The following is a 20,792-nucleotide window of genomic DNA, read 5'->3' as shown; positions in this document are numbered from 1 at the left end:
GAGCAGCGGTGTCAGCCGGGCAGTTACGGGCTGGCCGGGGCCTGTACCAGCGTGATCGAGCGGCCGGCGCGGGCGGCGGCCAGCTCCTCGGCGCCGCGGGCGCTGACTCCGACGACAACCAGGGCCGCGCGGCCCTGGTCACCGGGCACGACCCGCAGCACCGGGGCTGCGGTCAGCACGGTCGTCGCCGTGCCGCTAGATGCGGCCAGGACGTCGACCCGGTCGCCGGGGACCAGGGGACCGGCCTCGACCCCGTCGCCGACCACGAGGGCGAACCCGCGCAGGCCGGGGGCGGCCGGTGCCGCGCCGAGGCCCCGCCGTGTGAGCAGGTCACCCTGGCGCAGCGCGACCGCCAGGGGAGCGTCCGGTGGTGGCCCGGGCGTGAGCGCGTCGGCGGGCACCGCGTCGGCGGGCAGGCGGGCCTGGCGGAGGTCGGCCGCGGTGGGGACCGCCCCGGCGGCCAGGTCGCGCGCGGCCACCAGCACGACCCGCTCGCCCGCGCCTGCGGGCGCCGGCACGGGCCGCGCCCCGCCCGCGGCGAGCACGCCCGAGACGATGGCGAGCAACACCGCCCCGAGCCCGGCCACGACCTGGCGGGGCGCCGGCCACCGTCGCCTTCGGCCCCGCGGCCGCCACGGGCGTCCGCCGCCGTTCGCCCGGCCTCCCCGGCGGTCTCCGCCGTCCCCCCGGTCCCACCTGCGGCCGTCGCCGTCCCCCCGTACCCACCGGCGGCCTCCGCCGTCCGCCCGGACCCGGCCTCCCGGGTCCCGCCGGTCCCACCGGCGGCCTCCGCCGTCCGCCCGTGGTGCCACGGTCACACCTGCCCGTGGTGCCACGGTCACACCTCGAAGCGAGCCCCGGTCAGAGCGGTCGCGCACGGGCAGGACCGCTCGCCGGGTATGGCGGGCAGCAGCGAGAACAGCAGGTCCCTGAGCTTCGCGTTGTTCTCCTCGAACACCCGCACGACCTCGGCGTGGGAGACCGGCGCAACGCCCGGCATCCCCTCCAGGCCGACGTCGTAGTCAGTGATGAGTGAGACGTTGACGTAGCAGATCTCGAGCTCCCGAGCGAGGAGCGCCTCCGGGTAGCCGGTCATGTTGATGACCTTCCAGCCGGCCTCCTGGAACCACCTCGACTCGGCTCTGGTCGAGAAGCGGGGGCCCTGGATCACGACCATGGTCCCACCGTCGTGGGCGGTGATGCCCTGCTCCTCGGCCTTCTTGATGGCGAGGCCGCGCAGCTCTGGGCAGTACGGGTCGGCCGCGGCGATGTGGGTGGTCTCGGGGCCGTCGTAGAACGTGTCGGCCCGGCCCCAGGTGCGGTCGACGATCTGGTCGCAGATGACGAAGTGGCCGGGGGCGGCCTCGGCCTGCAGGGAACCGGCCGCGCAGGGCCCGACGACCCGGGTGACACCCAGCTCCTTCATGGCCCACAGGTTGGCCCGGTAGTTGATGCGGTGCGGCGGGTACTGGTGCTGCCGGCCGTGACGGGGCAGGAAGGCGACTGCGCGCCCGTCGACCTCGCCGACCGCCACCTTGTCGGAGGGGTCGCCGTAGGGGGTCGAGACCTTGTGCTCGGTCACCCCGTCGAGGAACGAGTAGAAGCCCGAGCCGCCGAAGACCCCGAGCTCAGCCGTTGGAAGGGCCATGCCGTGCACACCTCTTCTCTGGCGGGAGTCCCGAGGGGGGAGCCCGCAAGCACCCGCCGGGCCGGTTCCGGCTCCGGTCAGGGCCGCCGGTCGGCGGCAGCGCGCATGGTACCGAAGGCCCGGGCACGGGCCGAACCGCTGTCCACAAGCCACGTACGAGCTTGTGTACCCCACAGCTTCGTGAGCGCCGCGTAGTCGAGACCCAGGCTCAGCGCGCCGATCTAGTCGGGCTCAGCGACGACGAGCTCCTTCGGCGGATGGCGCAAGAACGGCGGGCGATCATGACCAACAACGTCAAGGATTTCATGCCACTCGCCAGCCGCGCGGCTCTGGGGGCCGACGACCACTATGGCCTGTTGCTCACCTCCGACAAAAGCATGCCGAGGCGCGGCGATGCCATCGGCCGCTTCGTCGCTGCGCTGGATGCGTTCCTGCAATGCCACCAGGGCGAGGACAGCTACTGCAACCAGGTCCAGTGGCGCAGCGCCCTGAGCCCGCGCGCAAGCCAATGAGGGTGTCCGTGCTGCTCGGTTGGCTGGCATGCGTGGAGCGACACCGGAGATGGGGTGAACGGTGACACGAACGTGCACACGACGGTGGGCTGCCGCGCAGCCGAGGGTGGTATCGCCGGCCAAAGCCTGGTCCGCCAACATCGTGTCCGCCGCTGTCACCACGATCGTGCCGTCGGCTCTGTTCAGGCAGGCACGAAGGATCATCGCCGACGGTGCCCGACGGCTTGGCCAGCCGGCCTGGTGACAGGGCTCGGGTCCGCATCACCGGGGGTGGATAGGCGAGAGGTCCTTGTGTGTGGTGCTGCGGAACCAAGGGTCCGGGTGCCTGGGTTGGCCAGCGCCGGCTGGCAGGGGTCCGAGCCCCGGTGAGGCAGGGGCGCGTCGAGTGGACCCGGCCGTCTGCCAGGCTCACAATGGCAGGCCGGCCTCCAGGTGTGCCATGGCGGCGTCCAGCAGCGCGAAGATGTCGGCTGTCGGGTCCTCGGCCGCGGTGAGCATCGCGGCCAGGCCCACCCCGATCACCGCGCCGGCGAAGCTGCGCACGGCCAGCTCGTTGGGGCGTCGCCCGACCCGCTCGGCCACCACCTCGGCGAGCAGCTGGACCGTCTGGGCGAGCCCGTCCAGCGCGCCCGCGCGCAGCTCAGCCACCGACAGGATCAGCGCTTGGCGTTCTCGCTCCTGCGCCAGCTGCTCGGCGGACAGCGCGGCGAACACCTGGTGGAATGCGCGCCGCAGGGCGGTGATTGGACCCAGCTCGGCCGGCTGGGCCTTGAACGCCGCCACGATTAGCGGGTCGTACTCGTCGGTGAGGACCACGGCTTCCTTGGTCAGGAAGTAGCGGAAGAAGGTGCTGGGGGAGATCTCGGCCGCCTCGGCGATCTGCTCCACGGTGGTGGCCTCATAGCCCTGCGTCTGGAACAGCCGCAGGGCGTGCTGGCGGATCGCCGCGCGGGTCTTGGCCTTCTTGCGCTCGCGCAACCCGACCGGTGCTCGAGCGTCCCCCTCAGACAACAACGTCCCCCTCAGACAACAACGTCCGCCTCCGATGCTGCTGGTTCGGTCTCCGGAGCCGCGAGCGTGGCGGCCCGCCGGGGCAGGAACACCAGCGTGAGCACGATACCCGCCACCGCCAGGCCGCCGCAGGTCCACAGCAGGGTGTCCATGCCGTGCACGAACGCGGCGCGCACCGAGTCCAGCAGCAGGGCCGAACCGAGCTGCTGGGCGACCGCGACCCCGGCGGCGGCGCTGTCGCGCACCACCTCGGCGAGCTGCGGGGGCAGGCCGGTCACGTCCAGCCGGGCGTGGTAACCGGCGTTGAGGACCGAACCCAGCACCGCCACGCCGATGGTGGCGCCGACCTGGCGCACCGCCAGGATCAGGGCGGAGCCCGCCCCGCTGCGCTCGGTCGACAGCGCGCTCAGCGCGGCGTCGATCGCCGTCGGCAGCACGAACCCCAGCCCAGCGCCGAGCACCGCGATCCAGGTGAGCGTGAACCCGTCGCTGGTGTGCAGCCCGGTGGTCGCCCCGGCGCCAAGCCCGGCGGCCAGCAGCGTGAACCCCAGCGCGACGGTGGCCTTGGCGCCGATCCGGGGCGCGAGCCGGTCGGCCGTCTGGGCACCGACCAGCAGCCCGCCGATCAGCGGCAGCAACCGCAGGCCGGTGCCGAGCGCGTCGGTGCCGCGGACCGCCTGGAAGTACTGCGGTACCGCAAACAGCAGCCCGAACATGGCGAACGTCACCACGGTGGCCAGCAGCGTGCCCCAGGTGAAGCTGGCCGAGCGAAACAGCGTCAGGTCGACCAGCGGCTGGCCGGCGGGGCGGCGGGCGACCCGCCGCTCCCAGACCACAAACGCCGCCAGTAGCAGCGCCCCGGCCAGCATCGCGACCAGCGCGGCGGTGTCCCCCCAGCCGTGCTGGCCGGCTTCGATGGCGCCGTAGGTCAGCCCGGCCAGGCCGAGGCTGGAGACGACGATGCCGACCAGGTCCAGACGGGGACGCTGCAGGCTACGAGACTCCGGGAGCAGCACGCTCACGGCCAGCAGCGCCAGCGCGATCACCGGTCCGTTGATCAGGAACACCGAGCCCCACCAGTAGTGGGTCAGCAGCCAGCCGCCCAGGATCGGGCCGATCGGGAACGCCACGAAGGTGGCGCCCAGCATGATCGTGATCGCCCGTTGCCGCTCCTGCTCCGAGAACAGCACCGGCAGCACCGACAGCGACAGCGGGATGATGGCGGCCGCGCCGAGCCCGAGCAGCGCGCGAGCGGCGACCAGCTCCCCCGCCGAGGAGGCGTACGCGCAGGCCAGCGAGGCGGCCCCGAACACCAGCAGGCCGCCGAGCAGCAGCTTCTTGCGGCCGAAGCGGTCGCCGAGCAGGCCCGCCGGCAGCAGCAGCGCCGCCAGCACCAGGCTGTAGGCGTCCACGATCCACTGCAGCTGGGCGGTGGAGGCGTGTAGATCGGTGGCGAGGGTGGGCAGGGCCAGGTTGAGCACCGTCAGGTCCAGCCCGACCACCAGCACGCTGAGGGAGAGCGCGCCGAGCGCCCACCACCTGCGAGCATCGGAAGCCTTCATGGTAGTCACCAGCTTTCGGTAGTGGCATCTGAGAGGGAGTATCTCGGAAGAGCTAGTAACTATCAATATGCTGTGTCACCCATATTGCCAGTGCAGGCTGCGGGCGGGTCGCGCTCCGCTCAGGGAGGACGGCGCATTGGTGGAGCAGTCGATCGGTCATCTGGCCAACGCCTGGTCGTTGCGCCGCTGGCGGGGCTGGTTCTACCGCCTCCAGACGTCTTCCGCGCTGCCGCGGCGCTGGTCTGCCTCGGCCGGTGGCTGCACCGGGTCCCCGCCTGAAGAAGCATCGCGGACACCCTCAATCAGGGCAGTCCACGGCCAAGTCGAACGACCATCACTCTCGGTTCGAACTGGTGTCCGAGTGGCCCAGACGCTCTCCTATGGCCCAGACGCTTTCCTATTCGAACCAGGAGGAGATGCGGGTTCGGGTCGCAGGGCTGGCCAAGGCGGGCGGCTGGGGATTGACCGCTTCACCTCTTGAGGGCTAGCACACACTAAGTCGGGTAGTCGGGTCCTGGGGTCGCCCAGCAGTGAGCAGGCTGGAAATCCCCACCCTTCGCGGCGGGGACGACGTCAAGCGCTCTTCTCGGCCGGCTTCGACGAGGTGGATCCGGAGGACGGGGACCCAGAGGACGAGCCGGACCCCGACTCCGAGCCGCGGCGGGAAGAGGTGGCCGCGGGCTTCGCGTCCTTGGCAGCCGACTCCCTGGCACCCGACTCCCTGGCACCCGACTCCCTGGCAGCCGACTCCCTGGCAGCCGACTCCCTGGCAGCCGACTCCCTGGCAGCCGACTCCCTGGCAGCCGACTCCCTGGCACCGCCTTCCGAGGCGCCCGCCTTGGCGCGGGAGTCGGTGCGGTAGAAGCCCGACCCCTTGAACACGATGCCGATGGGGGCGTACACCTTGCGCAGCTTGCCGCCGCACACGGCGCATGTGGCCAACGGCGCTTCGGACATGGACTGCACCACTTCGACGTGCTCGCCGCACTCGGTGCAGGCGTACTCGTAGGTCGGCATCGACGCTCCTGGGAGAGAACACGAGCTGGCGCCACCCAGGCGGCCGCTCGGTGAACGATTGTAGCAATCCCGGGTCGGGGCCCGAGGGTGACGCTCGCTCTCACGCTCGCCACCGTCGCCGGGATAGGCTATAACCCTTTCAAGGGTTCTTGACCTATCGACCGATTCTGGACCGGAGTCGCCGGCCGGGTGACAACCAGGGGGGCTGGGGGCTTGTCGCTGCGGTCTCGCCTCACGCTGTTCTTCGTCGTGATCGTGGTGGTACCGGTGGCGGCGATGACGCTGTGGCAGTTGCGCGTCGCGGCCGCGACCGCGGCCCACTACGAGCGCGAGGCGCTCGCGGTCGACGGGCACGCAGCCGGGCTCACCCTGCGCGCCCAGGGCAGGCATGCGTCGGAGGCGGCCCGGCTGCTGGCCGGGAGCCCGGAGGTCCAGGCGGCGCTGGTCCGGCCGGACCGGCGCGCGCTCCAGGCCGTGCTCGACCGGGGCGAGTTCGCCGACCTGCTCGTCGCCGTGACCGGCGCGCACGGGGAGCTGCTGGCCCACCGTGGCCGGACCGAGCCCAACCTGCTGGCCGACGTGCCCGTGCCCCGGCTCGAAGCCCTGCTCGGGTCGGCGCCGGCCGGCCGCGACAGCGGCCTCCTGCAGCGCCAGAGCGTGCCTGTCGAGCGCCGCGACTGCCGCGCCGACCGGTGCCTGATGGGCACCGTGGTGGCCGGCGTCTGGCTGGATGTCCTGGAGCTCGGCCGCCTGCGCCCCGACCGGGGCCAGGGCGCGGACCTCACCTTCGTGGTCGGGGGCCGCCCGGTGGCGAGCACCCTCACCTGGATGACCGGCCGCGACCGGGTGCCAGTGGCCGACCAGCCCCGGGGCGGCGAGCTCGCCGGCCGCCGGGTGCTCGCCTCGACCGGCTGGCTCTCGGCCACGCCCGGTCAGGAGGCGAGGCTGCTGGTCACCGCGATCGACGGCACGGCCGCCGGTGCGGTCGACACCCGGCTGGTCGCGCTGGTCCTGCTCCTCCTGGTGGCCGCTGGTCTGATCGCGACGCTGCTCGGCGCGACCCTGGCCCGGCTGCTGTCCCAGCCCCTCCGCGAGCTCGCCGATCAGGCCCGTTCCATCGCCAAGGGGAACTTCGCGAGCCCGCCTTCGGCCGTGCGCTCAGGCGGGGAGGTGGGGGAGCTGGCTCGTGCCTTCGACAGCATGCGGGTCGAGCTGGGGGAGTACCTGGCCGCCCTGCGAGCCAGCCGGGACGAGCTGTCCCGGTCGATGACCCGCCTCGGCCAGACCCTCTCGTCAACGCACGACCTGCCCAAGCTGCTCGAGGTCGTGCTGGAGGCGGCCGTGCGGGCATGCCGGGCACGGGCAGGGAGCGTGCTGCTGCTCACCACCGACCGGGCTGCCCTCGTGCGCCAGGCCACCTACGGGCTTGCCGACCGGGAGCTGGCCGGCCGCATCGCGGTCGGGCAGGGCGTGGCCGGGTCGGTGGCAGCCACCGGCAAGCCGATGGTGGTCTCGGCCCCGCCCGAGGTCCGCCGCGTCTCCTCCCAGGTGAGCGTCCCGCTCCTGGCTCAGGGACGCGTGCTCGGGGTGCTGAACGTCTACGACCGGGAGACGGGCGAGGCGTTCACGCTCGCCGACGCCGGCGCCCTGGCCGACTTCGCCGTCCAGGCCGCCGTCGCCATCGAGAACGTCCAGCTCCACGAGGAGGCCGAACGCCTGTCGCTGACCGACGCGGTGACCGGCACGTGGAACTACCGCTACTTCGAGCGCCGCTTCGAGCAGGAGCTCGAGCGCTCCCGCCGCTTCGACCGGTTGTTCGCCCTCCTCATGCTCGACGTGGACCACTTCAAGCTGGTCAACGACCGCCACGGGCACCAGCGCGGCGACGAGGTGCTGATGGAGCTGGCTCGCCGGATCGTCTCCAGCGTGCGCGACATCGACACGTTCGCCCGCTACGGCGGCGAGGAGTTCGTGCTCATCCTGCCCGAGACCAACCTGGCCGGCGGGATCGCCACGGCCGAGAAGCTCCGTGACCTCGTCAACGCCCGGCCGTTCACCGACCGGCCAGGGGACGGGGGCGTCCGCCTGACCCTGTCGATCGGGGTCGCGTGCTACCCAGAGCACGCGCGCTCCACCAGCGACCTGCTGCGGGCGGCCGACGACGCCATGTACGAGGCCAAGAGCCGGGGCCGCGACCGGGTCGTGGTCGCGGGCGCGGCGGCGGCCCCGACCAGGGCGCGGCGGCGGCCCACCCCGATCCGTCCGGCCCGGGTCGAGTAACAGGCTGCGCCAAGAGGTGGAGCCGGACTGGCGAGCTTGTCTTGGTCGCGAGCGGCATGCGCCTGCATTCAGTAGCATCGCCTCATCGACGATGCGCAGGCTCGGGGGGTCGAAACCACATGCTCGGAGGGTCGACGTGAACGTACGCAAGGCCGTCATTCCTGCGGCGGGGCTCGGGACCCGGTTCCTGCCCGCCTCGAAGGCACAGCCCAAGGAGATGCTCCCGGTCGTCGACAAGCCGGCGATCCAGTACGTGCTCGAGGAGGCGGTCCGGGCCGGGCTCGAGGACATCCTGATCATCACCGGCCGCGGCAAGGGCGCGATCGAGGACCACTTCGACCGCGCCTGGGAGCTCGAAGGGGTCCTCGCCGAAAAGGGCGACAGGGAGAAGCTGGCCGAGGTCCGAGCCATCTCTGACCTGGCCGAGATCCACTACATCCGCCAGAAGATGCCGCTCGGGCTCGGGCACGCGATCAGCGTGGCCGAGCAGCACGTGGGCGACGAGCCGTTCGCCGTGCTGCTCGGCGACGACCTGATCGGCGAGGACGAGAAGCTGCTGGCCGAGCTGGTGAGCTCCTTCGAGCGCCACGGGGCGAGCGTGATCGCGGCCATGGAGGTCGAGCCGTCGCAGATCAAGGCCTACGGCGCGATCGCGCCCGGCGACGAGGTCGAGCCCGGCCTGTACCGGGTGGCCGACATCGTCGAGAAGCCCGACCCGGACGAGGCCCCGTCCAATCTCGCGTCCATCGGCCGCTACGTGCTCCACCCCGACGTCTTCGACGCTCTGCGGGAGACCAAGCCCGACAAGAAGGGCGAGATCCAGCTCGTCGACGCGCTGAAGCGTCTCACCCAGGCCGGGGAGGCGGGCGTGAACGCGATGGTCTTCACCGGCAAGCGCTACGACGTGGGGGACAAGAACGACTACCTGCGGGCCACCGTCGAGCTGGCCAGTCGCCGGGAGGACGTCGGCCCCGGGTTCATGGCGTTCCTGCGCCGGTTCATTGCCGAGGCCGAGCAGGCCGAGCCCTGCCGCCACTGATGTCCGCCCGCTTCCCGCCCGCCCGGCCGAACCCGCCCGGCCTGCTCCCGTTCGGGGAGGCCAGGGCGCGGGTGCTCGAACGGGTGCGGCCCCTGCCGGCCCGGGACGTGCCCCTGGGCGACACGCTCGGCTGCGTGCTGGCCGAGGACGTGCGCGCCGGCGAGGATCTGCCTCCGTTCGCCAACTCCTCCATGGACGGCTTCGCGGTCCGCTCAGCCGACCTGGACGGGGCGGGGGAGGAATCCCCGGTGCCGCTCCGGGTGGTGGGGGAGGTGTTCGCGGGCACGGCCCGCCTGCCGGTGGTCCAGCCGGGGACCGCGGTGCGGATCATGACCGGCGGCGCCCTGCCGCCCGGGGCCGACGCGGTCGTCCCGGTCGAGCAGGCGACCGTGGAAGGTGACGAGGTGCTCGTCCGGTCGCAGCAGGGGGAGCGCGCCTTCGTGCGCGAGGCCGGCGAGGACGTGCGCGCCGGCACGGTCGTGCTGGAACGCGGGCGGGTGGTCGACCCCGCCGCGGTCGGCATGCTCGCGTCGGTCGGGCGGCGCTCCGTGCCGGTCCACCCCCGCCCGCGCGTCGCGGTGGTCTCCACCGGCGACGAGCTGGTCGACCCGGGAGAGCCGCTCGGGCCCGGCCAGATCCGCGACTCGAACTCGTGGCTGCTGGTCGCTCAGTCCCATCTGGCCGGAATGGAGGCGTTCCGCTGCGGCCGGCTCCACGACGACCCAGCCGCTCTGCGCAGGGGCTTCGCACTGGCCGCGGCCGAAGGGGACTTCGTGCTCACCTCGGGAGGGGTGTCCGTAGGCGACCGCGACCACACCAAGCGGGTGCTGGCCGAGCTCGGAGACGTCGAGCTGTGGCGGGTGGCGATGCAGCCGGGCATGCCCCAGGCGTTCGGCCTGGCCGCGGGAACGTGGCTGTTCGGGCTGCCCGGCAACCCGGTGTCGTGCTTCGTGGTGTTCGAGATGCTGGTGCGACCGGCGCTGCGCCGGCTCGCCGGCTACCCGGCCGACCGCCTGGACCGGCCCCGGGTCGCGGCCCGGCTGGGCGAGCCGGTGCTGAGCCCCAAGGGCAAGGTCTCGTTCCTCCGTGTGCGCCTCGACGTCGCGGGCGACGTCCTCCTGGCCACCCTGACCGGCGACCAGGGCTCCGGGGTGCTCAGCTCGTGCACGGGCGCCGACGGCCTCGCGGTCGTGCCCGAGGAGGCCGACCAGCTCCCCGCTGGCGCTCCGGTCCAGGTCGTGCTGCTCCGCGAGGACCTGGCATGGGTGACCTGACCCCGGACGGCTCCGAGCCCGGGGCGGGGCTCACCCACCTGGGCCCGACCGGGGCGGCCAGGATGGTCGACGTGTCGGCCAAGCCCGAGACCCGGCGTGAGGCGGTGGCGGGCTGCCGGGTCCTGCTCGCCCCGGCAACGCTCGAGCTGCTCGCCTCCGGCGGGCTGCCCAAGGGGGACGCGCTCGCGGTGGCCAGGGTGGCTGGGATCATGGGGGCCAAGCGCACTCCCGACCTGATCCCGCTCTGCCACCCGCTGCCGCTCACCGGGGTCGAGGTCGACCTCGCGGTCGAGGCGGACGCCGTCGCGATCACCGCCACCGCCCGGACCACCGGCCGGACCGGGGTGGAGATGGAGGCGCTGACCGCGGCCGCCACCGCCGCCCTGGCCCTCTACGACATGGTCAAGGGCGTGCAGCGGGACGTCCGCATCGACGACCTGCGCCTCCACGCCAAGCGGGGCGGCCGCTCCGGCGACTGGGAGCGCCGGTGACCGGGGCGGGCGCACCCCGGGCGGCGCGAGCGTGGGAGGAGCGCCGGTGAGGCTCGACGGCATCCGGGTGGCGGTGCTCACCGTGAGCGACCGGGTCGCCGCGGGGGTCCGTGACGACGCCGGGGGCGGCGCGCTCTACGGGCTCGTCGAGGGAGCCGGCGGGGAGGTCGTCGCCCGCGGCGTGGTGCCTGACGAGCGGGCGGCGGTCGGCGCCGCCATCCGCCGCATGGCGGCCGAGGCCGACGTGGTGCTCACCACCGGCGGGACTGGGCTCGGCCCGCGCGACGTGACTCCCGAGGCCACCCGGGACGTGCTCGACCGGGAGGCGCCCGGCATCGCCGAGGCGCTGCGGCACGCCAGTCTTGCGATCACTCCGTTCGCGATGCTGTCCCGGGCCACGGCCGGCCTGGCCGGCCGGACGCTGGTGGTCAACCTGCCCGGCAACCCCAAGGCGGTCGGCGAGGAGTGGGCGGTGCTCGCCGGCGTGCTGGGCCACGCCGTCGCGACGGCCCGCGGGCCGGTGCCGGACGCGAGCCACGAGGCACCCGGCACCTGACCGCCGGCACGCTCCGACCGCGCCGGATCGGCGCGCCGGTGGCCCTTTACGGTGTCACGGGGTCCCGGATCGGATACATTTGGCCCGCGTCGGTCTTCCCCCGGCAATCGGACCCGCCCGATGGAAGGTGGCAGCGTGAGCCTTGTCCTCCTCGCCACCGTGATCGTCATCTGGGCGTCCCTGCTCCTGCCGCTCATCTTCCGCGACCGCTCGACCTGGCCGTCCCGCCAGGCCCCCGCCCGGACGGTGCCGGGCGACCCCGCCGCCGTCACGGCCCTCCGCGGCCGGGCAGTCTGGCGCCCGGCCGCGAGCCCTCCGCGCGACCGGGGCCGCCGCGGACTCCGGCGCGGCCCGCGTGACCGCCGGCTCCAGCCCGCCCACGGCCGGGCTGCCCACCCCAGCAGGGCTCGGTCGACCCGCGGCCAGGCCGGGGGCCGCAGCGGGGCGCGGCCGGGCCTCGGCGCGGCGGCCCGCAGGGCGGTGCTCCGCCGCCGTCGCCTGCTGGTCCTGCTGGTCGCGGCCGCGCTGGCTGCGCTCCTGCCTGCGATCACGCTCGGGGGGACCTGGCGGCCCGTTGCGGCGGCGGCGGGTACGCTGCCAGCCGCCTACCTGGCCGCGCTCGCCGCATCCGCCACGCACCGGAGGCGCGCGGCCGCCGGGCCCGGGCGCTCCCCCCGATCCCTCCACGCCATCCACCGACGCCGTAGGCGCCGAGGTCGACCAGCACGGCCAGGAACCTCCACGACCAGCCCCATCCGGTTGCGGGGCACGTTCACGCCCCTCCCCGGGCCGGCCGCGCCCGAGCCGGACCGGCTCGAACCGGCCGCGCTGGTCCGAGGCCTGCGGGCCTGGCGCGCGTCCCGGGCGGGGGCGGACAACGGCGCCGACCGGTGGGCGGCGCTCCTGCCTGGCCACGCGCCACCGTCAGCCGAATGAGCCTCGATGACGTCCGTCAGGGGGTCCAGGCCCGCCTGGAGGCCAAGCACCGGGCCCGCGAGGTCGGGCTGGGCAACGCCCGCCAGGCGACCCGCCGCTGCGCCAACGCGATCCGGGCCGTGCACCGGGGCGAGCTCGAGCTCGCAGACCGGCTCCTGGTCGAGGCCAGGGAGCTGCTCGACGTGGCCGAGGCGACCCTGGCTGCCCATCCCGACGTGTACTACGCCGGGTTCCTGCAGGACGCCCAGAAGGAGTACGCCGAGGGCCTGGCGACCCGGGCGCTGGTGGCCGGCGCGCCACTGCCGCCTCCCGAGGACACCGGGGTGGGGGACGCCCCCTACCTGAACGGCCTGGCCGAGGCGATCGGCGAGCTCCGCCGGCACCTGCTCGACCTGCTCAGGGCAGGTGACGTGGCCCGGGCCGACGAGCTGTTCACCGCCATGGAGGAGATCCACGCCGTCCTGGCCGACGTCGACTTCCCCGACGCGATGACCGGCGGGCTGCGGCGCTCCACCGACGTGGCCCGCTCGATCATCGAGCGCACCCGCAGCGACCTCACCCTCACGGTCGTCCAGCGCGACCTGGCCGACGCCCTGCGCCGCCGTGCCGACAGCCCTGGCTCCTCTACCCTTGAGGAGTTCCCAGGCGGCCGGCGCGACGAGAGGGCCTGAGCGTGAGCGACACCCCGTTCCAGGAAGCGCCGTTCCAGGAAGCGCCCAGCCCCTTCGACAAGCTGCTCGGGCTCAGGGTCGAGGCGGCCTCGGCCGACCGGGTCCGGGCCGTGCTGGAGGTGACGCCGGACCTGCACCAGCGGGACGGCATCGTCCACGGCGGGGTGTACGCGGCGGCGGTCGAGACCGTGGCCAGCATCGGGGCCCAGCTCGCGCTGCAGGGGACGGGCAGGGTCGTCGGCATCTCCAACCACACCGAGCTGCTGCACGCGCTGCACCGGGGCGAGCTGCACGCCGAGGCGACCCCGCTGGCCCGCGGCTTCTCCACCCAGCTCTGGGAGGTCGCGGTCACCGACGGCCGCGGCCGGACGGTGGCCCACGGCCGGGTCCGGCTGCTGAACCACCGGTAAGCACCTGCTCAGAAGTCCTGGGCGTAACTTGGCGGGAAGCCCTGGTCGCTGGCCCAGGTTACGGGCAGAAACCTCTGGTGACCTGCTTGGAGGCCGGTCATCCAGGAGAAGCCGGGACAGCTCGGGCGCCGGCCCCTGCCTTCGCGCCGGAGAGGCTCTACAGTACCGGCCGGAGGCGTGCGATCGGTGACGGGACGGCCTCGGCGCGAAAGGGGGGCGCATGCGGATCGACGGGCTCGACCTCGCCGTCTACACGGTGCCGACGGAGGAACCGGAGTCCGACGGCACGCTCACCTGGAACGAGACGACCGTGGTGGTGGTCGAGCCGAGGGCCGGCGGGGTCACCGGGCTCGGCTTCTCCTACGCCACCGCGGCCTGCGCCACGCTCATCTACGACGTGCTCACCGACGCGGTCGTCGGCGCCGACGCCATGAACGTGTCCGGAATCTGGTCGAACATGGTCAGGCGCATCCGCAACCTCGGCCGTCCCGGCATCGCCTCGATGGCCATCGCCGCGATCGACACCGCCCTGTGGGACCTGAAGGCGCGCCTGCTGGAGCTGCCGCTCGCCCGGCTGCTCGGCACGGTGCGCGAGGAGGTCCCGGTCTACGGCAGTGGCGGGTTCACCTCCGCCACCAACGACGAGCTCGCGCGCGAGCTGGCCGGCTGGACCCAGGGAGACCGCATCCCTCGGGTGAAGATCAAGGTCGGGACCGCCTGGGGCAGCCGGCCCGAGCGCGACCTCGACCGGGTCGCCCTGGCCAGACGGACCGTTGGCGACGACGTGGAGCTGTATGTCGACGCTGGCGGCGGCTACAGCCGCAAGCAGGCCGTGCGCCTGGCCAGGGCGTTCGCCGAGGAGGGCGTGTGCTGGCTCGAGGAGCCGGTGTCCTCCGACGACCTGGTCGGCCTCCGCGAGGTCCGCGACCAGACCGAGCCCGACATCGCGGCCGGCGAGTACGGCTACGACCTCCCCTACTTCGAGCGGATGATCGGGGCGGGCGCGGTCGACTGCGTGCAGGCCGACGTGTCGCGCTGCGCCGGGATCACCGAATGGCTCCGGGTCGCCGCGCTCGCCGCCGCCCACAACCTGGAGATCTCCGGCCACGGCGCCCAGTCCCTGCACGCCCACCCGGCCGCGGCGGTCGGCAACCTCCGCCACCTCGAGTACTTCCACGACCACGCGCGGGTCGACCGCCTGCTGTTCGACGGCGTGCTCGAACCGACCGACGGGGTGCTCCGCCCGGACCTGTCCCGCCCGGGCATGGGGCTCGAACTGCGGCGGGCCGACGCCGAGCAGTTCGCCGCGGACGGCTGATCGTGCGCCTACCAGCGCCTGTCAACTGGCCAGCAGCTCCTTCGCCTGTAACTGCCAGCAGCTCCTTCTCATGCCCCGCTTCCCGGCCGGCGCGGACGCTGGGGTTCGCCTACCCGCGCACCGGCCGGTCGTGCGAGGCCGCCTCGACCGGCCCGAGCGCCTCGAGAGCCGGGCTGGAGCTCGGCGAAGGGTCAGGCGCCGAGGTCGTAGATCTGGCCGGGGTCCATGTCGAGGCCGTTCATGACCTGCCAGAGGGCGGCCAGGGCCTTGGCGGCGTTGCGCCTGGCGAACGGGGGCAGCTCCTCCCCGTGCTCGCGCAGCACCCCGGCCAGCCGCTCGTACGCCTCGACCAGGCCCGCTTCGGGCTCGGTCAGCTCGACTCCCATCCGGTTGCGCATCACTGCCTCCGCTCGCCCTCGCCGCCGATCACGGTCCGCTCGTCCACCACCCGCTTGGCCTTCAGCTCGAACCGGGGCAGCGAGCCGGTCTCGACCTCGCGCACCCCGAAGCGCAGGGCCTCGTGAGCGCCCGCCAGGTCGCCGGCCAGGCGCTCGAGCAGCGGCGCCCGGTCCACCACAGGGTCGGGCACCTCGACGAGGACCTCGATCTCGTCGCGGATCCCGTCGACGGTGAACAGGTGGATCTGGAACTCGTCGACCTCCTCGTGCTCCCGGACGATGGCCTCGATCGCGCGCGGGTAGACGTTGGTGCCCCGCACCAGCTTCATGTCGTCGACGCGCCCGCGGATTCCGCCCTCGTACAGGTCGAAGGTGCGCCCGCAGCCGCACACGGTGTGGGGGACCTTCACGACCAGGTCGCGGGTGCGGTAGCGCAGGACCGGGATGAAGCCCCGGCCGAAGGAGGTCACCACCCGCTCGCCCATCTCCCCGTAGCCGACCGGCTCGCCGGTCTCAGGGTCGACCACCTCCTCGACGTAGTGGTCCTCGATGACGTGGGTGCCACCGGGCTGCTGCTCGCACTCGAAGATCATGATCGTGCCGAGTTCGGTCATGCCGGCGGTGTCCCCGGCCTTGGCGCCCCACTGGTCCTCGATGAGGCGCTTGGTGGCGGGGATGGACCCGGCTGGCTCGCCCGAGAGGATGAGCCGCCGCACCGGGCTCGCGGCCAGGTCGATCCCGAGCTTCCTGGCCTCCTGGGCCAGGCGCAGCGCGTAGGTCGGGGTGGACGCCACCACGGTCGCGCCCATGTCGGCGAGCTGGCGCACGCGCTGCTCGGTGGTCATGGCCCCGCCGGCCAGGACCAGGCAGCCGAGCTTCTCGGCGGCGCCGTGCAGGCCCCAGAACCCGATGAAGGTGCTGTAGCCGAAGGCCACGAACACGGTGTCGGCCGGCCGCACGCCGAACCCCCAGAGCGCGTAACACCACATCTCCGCGATCCACTCCCAGTCCTTGAGGCTGTCCAGGACCCGGATCGGGGTGCGGCCGGTCGTGCCGGAGGTCGTGTGGTAGCGGACGGCCGCCTCGGGCGGGGCGGCCAGGACGTCGCCGTAGGGCGGGCGCTCGATCTGGCCCTGCATCCACTCGTCGCGGGTCGTGAACGGGATCCGGCGTAGGTCGTCCAGGCTGCGCACCGAGTCCGGGGTCACGCCGGCGCCGCGCAGGCGCTCGGCGTGCCAGGGGACCTTGGCGCCGGCCCACTCGAGCAGGGACCGGAGCTTGCGGAGCTGGAGCGCCTCCAGCTGCTCGCGTGGCATCGTCTCGTGCCGCGGGTTCCAGTACTGCGACTCGGGCATGCCGCCTCCTCTGCGTCGTTGCACGCGGCTAACCTCCGCCCAGATTGAAGCCGTTTTCGGTCGGTCCGGCCAGCGGCACCGGAGATCTCCTGGCGCGCGCGTCATGCGACGATGACCGCATGACGGAGGCCAAGGGAGCCAACCCCCGGCCTCGGCGGCCAGTCCACCACCAAGGAGGTCACTCTGGCGTGGGTCACTCTGGCGTGGGTCACTCTGGCGTGGAGGTCACTACGGCGAGGAGGTCACTACGGCGAGGAGGTCACCTCGGCGAGGAGGTCACTACGGCGGGGGGGTCACCTCGGCGAGGGGTCATTACGGCGATCGTCGAGGCGCTGGACCGGGAGGCGCCGTGAGCAGCGGGACGGGAGGGCGTGATGGAGGTCGGAGTCGGGCTGCCGACGGCGGTGCCCGGGACCACGGGGGCGCTGGCCGTGGAGTGGGCCAGGCGGGCCGAGCAGGGGCCGTTCGCAAGCCTCGGCGTGCTCGACCGGGTGGTGTACCAGAGCTACGACCCCTTTCTCGCCCTGGCCGCGGCCAGCGCCGTCACCAGCCGGGTGCGGCTGGCCACGATGATCGTGATCGCGCCCCTGCGCAACCCCGTGCTGCTGGCCAAGGAGGCCGCCTCCCTGGACGCGCTGTCGGGTGGCCGGCTCACCCTGGGCGTCGCGGTCGGCGCCAGGCGGGACGACTACGAGGCGGTGGGGGTCGACCACCGCAGCCGCGGCCGCCGGCTCTCCGAGCAGCTCGCCCACGTCCGCCAGGCCTGGGAGGAGGGCCCGGTCGGGCCCCGGCCGGCCCAGCCGGACGGGCCCGAGCTGCTGGTGGGGGGCCTGTCCGGGCAGGCGTTCGTGCGCATGGCCAGGTACGCCGACGGCTACGTGCACGGCGGCGGGCCGCCCCGGGCGTTCGCCGGCGCGGCCTCCCGGGCCTGGGCGGCGTGGACCGAGGCGGGCCGGCCGGGCCGGCCGCGCCTGTGGGGCCAGGCCTACTTCGCGCTCGGCGGCGACGACGACGTCGAGCAGGGCGCCGCGTACCTGCGCGAGTATTACGCGTTCACGGGCCCGTTCGCCGAGAAGGTCGCGGCTGGCAACCTGCGCTCGCCCCGGATGGTCAAGGACCTGGTGCGGGGGTACGAGGAGGCCGGCTGCGACCACCTGGTGCTGCTGCCCACCGTGGCCGACCTGGCCCAGCTCGAGCGCCTGGCCGACGTGCTGCGATGAAGGTCGGCATCCTCGGCGCCGGGCCCGCCGGGCTCTACCTGGCCCTGCTGCTGAAGAAGCTCGACCCCGGCCACGAGGTCCGGGTGGTCGAGCGCAACCCGCCCGGGGCGACCTTCGGCTGGGGGGTGGTGTTCTCCGAGGAGACCCTCGGGGCGCTCCGGGACGCCGACTACGAGACCCACGAGCAGATCACCGACAGCTTCGCCAAGTGGGGCGCGATCGACGTCCTCTACCGGGGCGAGACCGTCCGCTCCCGGGGCCACGTGTTCTCCGGGATGAGCAGGAAGGTCCTGCTCGAGCTGTTGCAGCGCCGCTGCCGGGAGCTCGGCTCGGTCCTCGAGTTCGAGCGCGAGGTCGCCGACCTCGAGCCGTTCGCCGGCTGTGACCTCGTGGTCGCCGCGGACGGCGTCTTCTCGACCGTGCGGCGCCGCCTCGAGCGGCACTTCGAGCCGAGCCTCGATCCCCACAGGACCAAGTACGCCTGGTTCGGGTCCGACCTGGTCTTCGACGCCTTCACCTTCGTGTTCCGCGACACCGAGCACGGCCTGTTCCAGGTCCATGCCTATCCGTTCGACGCACGCACCAGCACGTTCATCGTGGAGACGCACGAGAGCACCTGGCGCCAGGCCGGGCTGGACCAGATGTCTGAGCAGGAGAGCCTCGAGTACTGCCAGGAGCTGTTCCGGCCGGAGCTGGGCGAGCACCGGCTGCTGTCCAACCGCTCGATCTGGTTCACCTTCGAGACGCTCCGAAACCGTAGCTGGCACCACGGCAACGTCGTGCTGCTCGGCGACGCCGCCCACACCGCCCATTTCACCATCGGGTCGGGGACCAAGCTGGCCATGGAGGACGCCATCTCGCTGGCCAACGCACTGCAGCGGTTCCCAGGCGACCTGGAGGCGGCCCTCACCCGCTACGAGCTGGAGCGCCAGCCGGTGGTGGAGCGGTTCCAGGAGGCGGCCCGGGACAGCGCCACCTACTTCGAGAGCGTCTCCCGCTACAACCGGTTCGAGCCCGTCCAGTTCGCCTTCAACCTGCTCACCCGGAGCGGGCGCATCAGCCACCTGGAGCTCGAGCGGCGCGACGCGCGCTTCGTGGCCGCTGTGGACCGGTGGTTCGCGGGCGCAGCCACCGGCCAGCACGCCCCCATGCTGGCCCCGCCGCCGCTGTTCACACCGTTCACCCTGGGCGCCACCACGGTCGGCAACCGGATCGTGCTCTCGCCCGGTGGCGAGGACGTGGCCGTGGACGGGCAGCCCGGCGAGGTCCACGAGCGGGCCATCGCCGCGGCGGTCCGGTCGGGAGCGGGGCTGGTGCTCACCGAGGAGGTGGCGGTCTCGGCCGAGGGGCGGACCACCCCGGGCACGCCAGGGCTGTACCGCGACGAGCACGCCACCGCCTGGCGGTCGCTGCTGGAGCGGGCCCGGGCCGAGGGCCCGGGGCTGCTCGGCGTCCGCCTCGCCCACGCCGGCCGTCGTGGGGCCACCCAGCCCCGCCGCCGGGGTGTGGACCGGCCCCTCCGCGAAGAGGGCTGGCCGCTGCTGGCCCCCTCGCCGCTGCCCTACACCCCGCAGCACCCCGCGCCCCAGGAGCTGACGCGGGAGGGCATGGAGCAGGTCCGCGAGGCCTACCGGGCGGCCGCCGGGCGGGCGGCCGAGGCCGGCTTCGACCTCCTCGTGCTCGACATGGCCCACGGCTACCTGCTCGCGAGCTTCCTGTCGCCCCTCACCAACCGCCGCCAGGACGGCTACGGCGGGCCGCTCGAGCAGCGGCTCCGCTTCCCCCTCGAGGTCCTGGACGCCGTCCGGGCCGCCTGGCCGTCCGAACGGCCGCTGGCGGTCCGCCTGCAGGCGAGCGACCGGGCCCCGGGCGGTCTCGACATCGACGACGCGGTGGCGGTGGCCGGGCGGCTCCGCGGGCACGGCTGCGACCTGGTCGAGGTCGCGGCCGGCTGGACCGTGCCCTGGGACCGGCCCGACTACCGCTGGCTGTACCTGGTGCCGGCCAGCGACCGGGTCCGCAACGAGGCGGGCGTGCCCACCGTGGCCGCGGGCAACCTCACCACCGCCGACGAGGTGAACACGATCCTGGCCGCCGGCCGGGCCGACCTGTGCCTGCTCGACCCTAGGCTCCACGCGGCCGCCGGCTGACCGGGTGCCTACCGCATCCCGGCGTCGCCGGCACCGGGGACCGGCTGCCACCAGACCCCGGCGTCGCGGTGACCGGGACCGGCTGCGCCAGACCCGGCGTCGCCGGCCACCGGGACCGCCGCTACCCGACCCCGGCGTCGCGGGCCGTGGCGGCGACCAGATCCCAGACCGCGGCCGGGTCCTCCACGTGGGCGTTGTGCCCGAGCCCGGGCAGCTCGCGCACGTGGGAGTGGAGCACGGCCAGGTCGGCAGTGCCGACCATCGGGTCGCCGGCGCCGCGGGCGAGCACCACGGCCGCCCGCGCGGCGGCCAGGGCCCCCGCCATGTCCGGGGCGCCGAGCCCGAAGGCGGCTGGGTCGAACGCGAGCCGCCAGCGGCTCCCGGACTCGGCAACGCCCGAGGCGACGACCGGGGAGCCCGGCTCGACCACGCCGTCCAGCCCGACCGAGCGGAGGTAGCGGGCGGCGGCCTCCTCCCGGGTGTCGAACCAGCGCACCGGCTGGCCGGCCCGGCGGCGCATCCCCTCCAGGTCCTCGGCGCTCCAGCGGACCTTGATGCCGAGCCCGACCACGGCGGCGACCACGAGCCCGTACCCCTCGCCCGCCAGCAGCAGCCCGACGTACCCGCCCATGGAGTGCCCGGCCACCACCACCGGGTCCGGGCGCCCGTCCAGCAGCGCCGCGACTGCGCTGGCGTGCGCCTCGTAGGAGTAGGCGGGCAGCGTCGCCGAGCGGCCGTGGCCCGGCAGGTCGACCAGCAGGCGGGTACCGGGCCAGCCGGTCGCCAGGTCAGCGACGCCACGCCACACCTCACCGGTGGCGCCGAGCCCGTGGAGCAGCAGCAGGACCGGCGCCCCCCCGCCGTGCTCCTCGTGCCACAGGGACTGCATTGGCCGCTCCTCGGATCGCTCGGGGCACAGATGCGGCGCTGGAGGGTTTGCCGCC

20 protein-coding genes are annotated in these 20,792 nt (G+C 73.7%); 12 read left to right on the top strand and 8 right to left on the bottom strand.

Annotation, left to right across the window (positions count from 1 at the left end):
- Nucleotides 1–23 precede the first annotated feature (23 nt).
- The gene (locus tag VG276_12255; GenBank protein HEV8650150.1) at nucleotides 24–587 is read right to left on the bottom strand and encodes an SAF domain-containing protein; all 564 of its coding nucleotides are present in this window, start codon (nucleotides 585–587) and stop codon (nucleotides 24–26) included.
- Nucleotides 588–838: 251 nt separating this feature from the next.
- Nucleotides 839–1,648, bottom strand: coding sequence for an S-methyl-5'-thioadenosine phosphorylase (locus VG276_12250; GenBank protein HEV8650149.1), 810 nt, complete (start codon nucleotides 1,646–1,648; stop codon nucleotides 839–841).
- 281 nt (nucleotides 1,649–1,929) lie between these two features.
- Here VG276_12250 and VG276_12245 point away from each other — a divergent pair, with 281 nt between their 5' ends.
- Nucleotides 1,930–2,160 (top strand): hypothetical protein, encoded by a 231-nt coding sequence (locus tag VG276_12245; protein ID HEV8650148.1) that lies wholly within the window; start codon nucleotides 1,930–1,932, stop codon nucleotides 2,158–2,160.
- Nucleotides 2,161–2,568: 408 nt separating this feature from the next.
- Here VG276_12245 and VG276_12240 read toward each other — a convergent pair whose 3' ends face one another.
- From VG276_12240 to VG276_12230, 3 genes are all read right to left on the bottom strand, one after another.
- The gene (locus tag VG276_12240; GenBank protein ID HEV8650147.1) at nucleotides 2,569–3,138 is read right to left on the bottom strand and encodes a TetR family transcriptional regulator; all 570 of its coding nucleotides are present in this window, start codon (nucleotides 3,136–3,138) and stop codon (nucleotides 2,569–2,571) included.
- Between the two features lie 44 nt (nucleotides 3,139–3,182).
- Nucleotides 3,183–4,733, bottom strand: a complete 1,551-nt coding sequence (locus VG276_12235; protein ID HEV8650146.1) for an MFS transporter — start codon at nucleotides 4,731–4,733, stop codon at nucleotides 3,183–3,185.
- Nucleotides 4,734–5,306: 573 nt separating this feature from the next.
- Nucleotides 5,307–5,750, bottom strand: a complete 444-nt coding sequence (locus VG276_12230) for an FmdB family zinc ribbon protein (GenBank protein ID HEV8650145.1) — start codon at nucleotides 5,748–5,750, stop codon at nucleotides 5,307–5,309.
- A gap of 213 nt (nucleotides 5,751–5,963) precedes the next feature.
- On the opposite strand from VG276_12230, the gene VG276_12225 reads away from it, so the two are divergent.
- The 9 genes from VG276_12225 to VG276_12185 all read left to right on the top strand — a co-directional run bounded on the left by VG276_12225 (nucleotide 5,964) and on the right by VG276_12185 (nucleotide 14,725).
- Nucleotides 5,964–8,030 (top strand): diguanylate cyclase, encoded by a 2,067-nt coding sequence (locus VG276_12225; protein HEV8650144.1) that lies wholly within the window; start codon nucleotides 5,964–5,966, stop codon nucleotides 8,028–8,030.
- A 91-nt stretch (nucleotides 8,031–8,121) separates the two neighbouring features.
- Nucleotides 8,122–9,069, top strand: coding sequence for a UTP--glucose-1-phosphate uridylyltransferase GalU (gene galU / locus VG276_12220; GenBank protein HEV8650143.1), 948 nt, complete (start codon nucleotides 8,122–8,124; stop codon nucleotides 9,067–9,069).
- A complete protein-coding gene (glp, locus tag VG276_12215) occupies nucleotides 9,069–10,343 on the top strand; it encodes a gephyrin-like molybdotransferase Glp (protein HEV8650142.1) in 1,275 nt (424 codons plus the stop codon). Before galU ends, glp begins: the two co-directional genes overlap by 1 nt.
- Nucleotides 10,331–10,834, top strand: a complete 504-nt coding sequence (moaC, locus tag VG276_12210; GenBank protein HEV8650141.1) for a cyclic pyranopterin monophosphate synthase MoaC — start codon at nucleotides 10,331–10,333, stop codon at nucleotides 10,832–10,834. Before glp ends, moaC begins: the two co-directional genes overlap by 13 nt.
- 46 nt (nucleotides 10,835–10,880) lie before the next feature.
- Nucleotides 10,881–11,390 carry a MogA/MoaB family molybdenum cofactor biosynthesis protein gene (locus VG276_12205; GenBank protein ID HEV8650140.1) on the top strand — a complete coding sequence of 170 codons (510 nt, stop codon included), beginning with the start codon at nucleotides 10,881–10,883 and terminating at the stop codon, nucleotides 11,388–11,390.
- A gap of 135 nt (nucleotides 11,391–11,525) precedes the next feature.
- Nucleotides 11,526–12,326 carry a hypothetical protein gene (locus VG276_12200; GenBank protein HEV8650139.1) on the top strand — a complete coding sequence of 267 codons (801 nt, stop codon included), beginning with the start codon at nucleotides 11,526–11,528 and terminating at the stop codon, nucleotides 12,324–12,326.
- Nucleotides 12,323–12,997, top strand: a complete 675-nt coding sequence (locus tag VG276_12195; protein ID HEV8650138.1) for a haloacid dehalogenase — start codon at nucleotides 12,323–12,325, stop codon at nucleotides 12,995–12,997. Before VG276_12200 ends, VG276_12195 begins: the two co-directional genes overlap by 4 nt.
- Nucleotides 12,998–12,999: 2 nt before the next feature.
- On the top strand, nucleotides 13,000–13,407 hold the full coding sequence (locus VG276_12190) for a PaaI family thioesterase (protein ID HEV8650137.1): 408 nt from the start codon (nucleotides 13,000–13,002) through the stop codon (nucleotides 13,405–13,407).
- Between the two features lie 220 nt (nucleotides 13,408–13,627).
- Complete coding sequence (locus VG276_12185; protein ID HEV8650136.1) at nucleotides 13,628–14,725, top strand: enolase C-terminal domain-like protein; 1,098 nt, start codon at nucleotides 13,628–13,630, stop codon at nucleotides 14,723–14,725.
- A 191-nt stretch (nucleotides 14,726–14,916) separates the two neighbouring features.
- Here VG276_12185 and VG276_12180 read toward each other — a convergent pair whose 3' ends face one another.
- Nucleotides 14,917–15,123, bottom strand: coding sequence for a hypothetical protein (locus tag VG276_12180; GenBank protein HEV8650135.1), 207 nt, complete (start codon nucleotides 15,121–15,123; stop codon nucleotides 14,917–14,919).
- On the bottom strand, nucleotides 15,123–16,478 hold the full coding sequence (locus VG276_12175; GenBank protein HEV8650134.1) for an AMP-binding protein: 1,356 nt from the start codon (nucleotides 16,476–16,478) through the stop codon (nucleotides 15,123–15,125). The genes VG276_12180 and VG276_12175 overlap by 1 nt, the downstream gene beginning before the upstream one ends.
- Nucleotides 16,479–16,852: 374 nt before the next feature.
- On the opposite strand from VG276_12175, the gene VG276_12170 reads away from it, so the two are divergent.
- Both VG276_12170 and VG276_12165 read left to right on the top strand, forming a co-directional pair.
- Nucleotides 16,853–17,698 (top strand): LLM class flavin-dependent oxidoreductase, encoded by an 846-nt coding sequence (locus VG276_12170; protein ID HEV8650133.1) that lies wholly within the window; start codon nucleotides 16,853–16,855, stop codon nucleotides 17,696–17,698.
- A complete protein-coding gene (locus VG276_12165) occupies nucleotides 17,695–19,848 on the top strand; it encodes an FAD-dependent monooxygenase (GenBank protein ID HEV8650132.1) in 2,154 nt (717 codons plus the stop codon). Before VG276_12170 ends, VG276_12165 begins: the two co-directional genes overlap by 4 nt.
- Nucleotides 19,849–19,969: 121 nt before the next feature.
- Here the strand turns inward: VG276_12165 and VG276_12160 are convergent, their stop codons facing one another.
- Nucleotides 19,970–20,737 (bottom strand): alpha/beta hydrolase, encoded by a 768-nt coding sequence (locus tag VG276_12160; GenBank protein ID HEV8650131.1) that lies wholly within the window; start codon nucleotides 20,735–20,737, stop codon nucleotides 19,970–19,972.
- Nucleotides 20,738–20,792 lie beyond the last annotated feature (55 nt).

It is taken from the genome of Actinomycetes bacterium, assembly GCA_036000965.1.
Taxonomy (GTDB): Bacteria; Actinomycetota; CALGFH01; order CALGFH01; family CALGFH01; genus DASYUT01.
Note: the sequence above shows the minus strand (reverse complement) of the source record. Positions and strands in the feature narration are given on the sequence as shown.